Origin of the sequence: Xanthomonas axonopodis (assembly GCF_001304695.1) — a bacterium.
GTDB lineage: Bacteria > Pseudomonadota > Gammaproteobacteria > Xanthomonadales > Xanthomonadaceae > Xanthomonas > Xanthomonas axonopodis.
In genome coordinates this window covers 1-5,503 of the sequence record NZ_JFAQ01000261.1, presented here as the reverse complement: position 1 = coordinate 5,503, position 5,503 = coordinate 1, and the positions used below count along the sequence as shown (strand labels likewise).

Annotated in this window: 3 protein-coding genes and 2 pseudogenes; 1 reads left to right on the top strand and 4 read right to left on the bottom strand. The window is 63.5% G+C overall.

The window, feature by feature from the left end; translation table 11 throughout:
* A partial coding sequence (locus XAXN_RS19090) for an IS3 family transposase (protein ID WP_167694835.1) occupies window positions 1-185 on the top strand: 185 nt, incomplete at its 5' end.
* Between the two features lie 23 nt (window positions 186-208).
* Here XAXN_RS19090 and XAXN_RS23735 read toward each other — a convergent pair.
* From XAXN_RS23735 to XAXN_RS22160, 4 genes and pseudogenes are all read right to left on the bottom strand, one after another.
* On the bottom strand, window positions 209-304 hold the full coding sequence (locus XAXN_RS23735; RefSeq protein ID WP_425511772.1) for an ATP-binding protein: 96 nt from the start codon (window positions 302-304) through the stop codon (window positions 209-211).
* Between the two features lie 271 nt (window positions 305-575).
* Window positions 576-3,263, bottom strand: coding sequence for a pyruvate dehydrogenase (acetyl-transferring), homodimeric type (gene aceE / locus XAXN_RS19085; RefSeq protein WP_054320688.1), 2,688 nt, complete (start codon window positions 3,261-3,263; stop codon window positions 576-578).
* Between the two features lie 403 nt (window positions 3,264-3,666).
* A pseudogene (locus XAXN_RS19080) lies at window positions 3,667-4,668 on the bottom strand (glycosyl hydrolase 53 family protein).
* Window positions 4,669-5,078: 410 nt separating this feature from the next.
* Window positions 5,079-5,237: pseudogene (locus tag XAXN_RS22160) on the bottom strand (XVIPCD domain-containing protein); the annotation flags it as partial.
* Window positions 5,238-5,503 lie beyond the last annotated feature (266 nt).

The window sequence follows — 5,503 nt, the reverse complement described above, 5'->3', positions numbered from 1 at the left end:
AGAGCTTCTTCGGCCTGCTCAAACGCGAGCGGATCAGGCGGCGGGTCTACCCCACCAAGGACGCCGCACGCGCCGAGGTGTTCGACTACATCGAGATGTTCTACAACCCTAAACGCCGTCATGGTTCAACGGAGGACCTGTCCCCTGTAGAGTTTGAACGGCGCTACGCGCAACGAGGGTCTTGAGTGTCTACGGAACCCTGGGCGTATCACTTTCTTAGGATCTGCTCTCCGTCAGACTCCTCAGGTATCTCTATCTGAACGTTCTCTGCGTCTGCATCGTATGCATTCTTGACCAATTCCATCAACGCAGTTGTTTGATCCTTGATACTTTCGCGGCCTAAGCTGAGAAGCACTCGAGCATCGACCTTGAATTTTCGGAACGACGGTCCCTTTCCAGCGCCATTTCCTTTAACCGCTCCCTCCAGATTGATATAGGTCGTCGAAATTTTGGGGCCACCCTCTAAGGTGCCAGCAAGGCAATCGTACAATCAGCGCGACAGAAAAGGGGCGGCCAGTGGCCGCCCCTCTATTTAGAATCAACTTCTACTGGCTATTCCTAACCATTGAAATGGCTCAAACCCCAACCGGATTCGCCTTCTCAGGATCAATCTTGTACTGCTTGATCGCCCTAGCCACATCCTTGCCGGTCATCTTGCCATCCTTCGCCAGCGCGGCAATCGCCGCATGCGCGATGTAGTAGCGATCCACCTCGAAGAACCGGCGCAGGTTCGCACGCGTATCCGAACGACCGAACCCATCCGTACCGAGCACGGTGTAGGTCATCGGGACGAAGGCGCGGATCTGGTCGGCGAAGGCGCGCACGTAGTCGGTTGCGGCAATCGCCGGGCCCTGGCGGCTTTCTAGCAGCTGGGTGACGTAGGGCTTGCGCTGTTCGGCCTCCGGGTGCAGGCGGTTCCAGCGTTCCACGGCGTAGCCGTCGCGGCGCACTTCGTTGAGGCTGGGGCAGGACCAGATGTCGGCGGTGACGCCGAAGTCCTTGTCCAGCAACTCTGCGGCGGCAATGGCTTCGCGCAGGATGGTGCCGCTGCCCAGCAGCTGCACGCGCAACTCGCCCTTCTTGGGCTTGCCGGCGTCCTTGAGCAGGTACATGCCCTTGATGATGCCCTCGGCTGCGCCGTCCGGCATGCCGGGGTGGGCGTAGTTCTCGTTCATCAGGGTGATGTAGTAGTACTCGTCGATCTGGTCTTCCATCATCGCCTTCATGCCGTGCTGCATGATGACGGTGACTTCGAAGCCGAAGGTCGGGTCGTAGCTACGCACATTCGGGATGGAGCCGGCGATGACCTGGCTGAAGCCGTCTTCGTGCTGCAGGCCTTCGCCGTTGAGCGTGGTGCGACCGGCGGTGCCGCCGAGCAGGAAGCCGCGGGTGCGCATGTCCGCTGCCTGCCAGGCGATGTCGCCCACGCGCTGGAAACCGAACATGGAGTAGTAGATGTAGAACGGCAGCATGGGCACATCCGACACCGAGTAGCTGGTGCCGGCGGCCATCCACGAGGCAATCGCGCCCGGCTCGCTGATGCCCTGCTGCAGCACCTGGCCGGTCAGGTCTTCGCGGTAGTACATCAGCTGGTCGGCATCGACCGGCTTGTACTTCTGGCCGAACGGGGCATAGATGCCGATCTGGCGGAACATGCCTTCCATCCCGAAGGTGCGCGCTTCATCGGCCACGATCGGCACGATGCGCGGGCCCAGTTCCTTGTCGCGCAGGGCGATGTTGAGGCTCTGCACGAAGGACATGGTGGTGGAATACGTGCGCTCGCCGCTGTCCTTGAGCAGGCGCTCGAACTTGTCGAGCGTGGGCGCGACGAACGACTTGCTGGCCTTGGGACGGCGCGACGGCAGGAAGCTGCCGAGCACGCTGCGGCGCTCCTTGAGGTATTGCACTTCCGGGGAATCGTCGCCGGGGTGGTAGAACGGCACCTGGCCTTCTTCCAGCTGGGCGTCGGTGACCGGGATGTTGAAGCGGTCGCGAAAGTGCTTGACCGCCGCGTCGTCCAGCTTCTTGGTCTGGTGGGTGGGGTTGAGCGCCTCACCAGCCGAACCCATGCCGTAGCCCTTGACCGTCTTGGCCAGGATCACGGTGGGCATGCCGGTGGTGTTCACGGCCTGGTGGTAGGCGGCGTACACCTTGTGCGGGTCGTGGCCGCCACGGTTCAGGCGCCAGATGTCGTCGTCGGACAGGCCGGCGACCATGGCCGCGGTCTCCGGGTACTTGCCGAAGAAGTTGGCGCGGGTGTAGGCGCCGCCGAAGGCCTTGCAGTTCTGGTATTCGCCGTCGACGGTTTCCATCATCAGCTTGCGCAGCACGCCGTCGGTGTCCTTGGCCAGCAGCGCGTCCCAGTAGCCGCCCCAGAGCAGCTTGATGACGTTCCAGCCGCCACCACGGAACACGCCTTCCAGTTCCTGGATGATCTTGCCGTTGCCGCGCACCGGGCCGTCCAGGCGCTGCAGGTTGCAGTTGACCACGAAGATGAGGTTGTCCAGGCCTTCGCGGCCGGCCAGCGCGATGGCGCCGAGGGTTTCTGGCTCATCAGACTCGCCGTCGCCGATGAAGCACCACACCTTGCGGTCGGACTTTTCGATGAGGCCGCGGTTTTCCAGGTAGCGCATGAACTGCGCCTGGTAGATGGCGGCCAGCGGGCCCAGGCCCATCGACACGGTGGGGGTCTGCCAGAACTCGGGCATCAGCCACGGGTGCGGGTAGGACGAGATGCCCTGGCCGTCCACTTCCATGCGGAAGTTGTCCAGCTGGGACTGGCTGATGCGGCCTTCCAGGAAGGCGCGGGCGTAGATGCCCGGGGCGCTATGGCCCTGGATGAACAGCAGGTCGCCCGGATGGTTGTCCGAGGGCGCGCGCCAGAAGTGGTTGAAGCCAACGTCGTATAGCGTGGCGCTGGAGGCGAACGAGGCGATGTGGCCGCCCAGGTCGCCCGGCTTGCGGTTGGCGCGCACGACCGTGGCCATGGCGTTCCAGCGGATCATCGAGCGGATCTTCCACTCCAGCGCGGAGTCGCCGGGGTGCTTGGCCTCGTTGGCCGGCGAGATGGTGTTGACGTACTCGGTGGTGGGCGAGAACGGCAGGTAAGCGCCGGCGCGGCGGGTCTGTTCGACCATGCCTTCCAGCAGCTGATGGGCGCGCTCCGGGCCTTCGACGTCGATGACGGCCTTGATCGATTCGAGCCACTCCTGCGTCTCGAGCGGGTTCGGATCGTTGTGCAGCACTTCGTTCAACCAGTTCATTAGCGCTCCCGGGGGACACACCCCGCGGGTGCGTCAACATCGTGAATTCGTGAACTCCCAAGTGTACCGCACGCACCTGTTGCCATTCCTCGCTACGGGTGCGTATGGAATGGGACGCTGTGTGCGCCGAGTGGGGCATCGGTGCCGGCTGGAACAACGCTGCGGCATAGCGGGCGCTGCCGGCGTACGATCAAAGGATGAGGGCCAGCGGCAGGCGATGGCAGGCCGATGCCGTACCGAGAGGGCCGATGTGCCTGCCCCCCGTAGGAGCGCACCTGGGCGCGACCGGTGCGTTGTCGGTAAAACCCCGTCGCGCCCGGGTGCGCTCCTACGAGATGGCATGCCTGTGGGTGCGCGCCAGGACATCCCCCGCGGCGGGCGCCGCCCCGTAGGAGCGTGCTGGTCAGAACGCCTGCAGCGCTTCGGTCAGCTGGCCGTTGGTGTTGACCGCGCCCAGGGTGTAGCCCTGCCAGCCCGGGTAGGCGTTGGGTTCCCAATAGAACACGCCAAGGACGCGCGCGCCGATGCTGCTGCTGCGGCTGAGCAGGTTGCTGAGCATGGCGCGGGTGGTGGCCGCTTGCTGCCAGTCCATGCCGACCTCGGAAATCACCACGTCGCTGCCCTAGCGCGCAATCATGTCGCGCATGTTGGTGTCCAGGCGGCTGTTGTAATCCTGCCAGCTGCCGACCGGGGGGTAATGCGACATGCCGATGACGTCCCACTTGCCGCCGGCCAAGCGCAGGTTGTCGAAGAACCAGCGGAAGTTGGCGTTGTCATCGCCATTGGCCAGATGCACGACAACCTTGGCGTTGGGATACACCGCCTTGGTGGCGTTGTAGCCGCTGTTGATGAACTGGCCGAGGGTGGCGAAGTTGGGCGTCTTGCCCTCGTTCCATAGCATGCCGCTGTTGATCTCGTTACCCACCTGCACCCAGCTGACGGCAATGCCGTTGTCCTTGAGATATTTGAGGATGCCCTGGGTGTGGCTGTAGACATCGGTAGCGAGCTGGACGACGGAGTGGCCGGCCCAGGCGGCCGGCTTGGTCTGCTTGCCCGGGTCGGCCCAGCTGTCGCTGTAATGGAAGTCGATCATGATGCGCATGCCTTGCGCGGCGGCGCGCTTGGCCTTGTCCAGAGTGTCGCGGCCATCGTTCCATCCGCCCGCCGGGTTGACCCACACGCGCAGGCGAATGGCATTGCCGCCGACATCCTTGAACAGCTTGATGAAGTCGGTGGTGTTGCCGGCCGCATCGCGAAACACCTGCGGTGGATTGTTGGCGGCCTGTTGATTGAGCCAGCTGACATCCGCGCCTTTGGCGATGCCTTGCGCGCTGACGCCGGCGCTGCACAGACACAGCAGCAAGACGAGCCAGAAACGGTGGTAGTGCCTGCACAAAATGGTCATGGAACGCTCCCTTGATCGATGGATGTCGCGCCGGGTGGCGCCTTGCTTGATCCCCTGCCTTGCCTCGTGTGCGCGTGCGCGACGTGATAAGCGCCTGGCCGTGCATCGCTGCAAACCGACGGCGATTCAAGCACGGTCGTACAGGCCGGTTGAGGCCGCTATAGCTGCGCGGGCGTTGTGGCATAGCTCGACGCAGGAAAACCTTGCGTTCGCACCCGTTGTGCGGGCCAGTTGTTGTGCAGATGCAGCAGCAGCGGTGCGCGTTACTGCGCGAATGAACGCAAAAACGCCGGGCAGGCCCGGCGTCCTGATGCAACGTTCGATGGTACGATGTGCCGTCCGGGCGGATTGCGGCACGGGGGGCAGCGTGATGTGTCACTGCACACAGACGTGGAAGCTCCATGCCCCGCTCACCCCATGGCGCGTGCGCCCTGCTGCTGGGTCTGCGCCTGTTGCTGCTCCAATGCCGCCGACTGACGCGCCGCGTTTTCGGCCACGCGTTGGCTGCTTTGTTCCAGCGGCGTATTCATTGCCGTCATCGTGTCCACGCTCACGCGCAGCTGCGCCGACCGACGGCGCGATCCTTGTAGGCGTCCTCGGATAAACCGGCGTATTGCGGTGACGGGATACTCATGGCGCAACTTCCTTGGCAGCCAGCGTGATGGTGAAGAGCTTGTCGCGGATATTAGGGCAACGCTGATCAAGCCCCGTTCCCGCGTTTCGCGGGAGGTTGGATGCACATAGACGATGGGGCGCGTAGATCGCTTTGCCCATTCAGGGCAATCCCGGTGATCGAGGCCTCTGTTGGGAGGCCTCTGTGCTTCATGTGGGCAAC

Coding starts and splice junctions, on each gene's coding strand:
- XAXN_RS23735 (WP_425511772.1), bottom strand. CDS start 304: ATGGAATTGGTCAAGAATGCATACGATGCAGACGCAGAGAACGTTCAG.
- aceE (WP_054320688.1), bottom strand. CDS start 3,263: ATGAACTGGTTGAACGAAGTGCTGCACAACGATCCGAACCCGCTCGAG.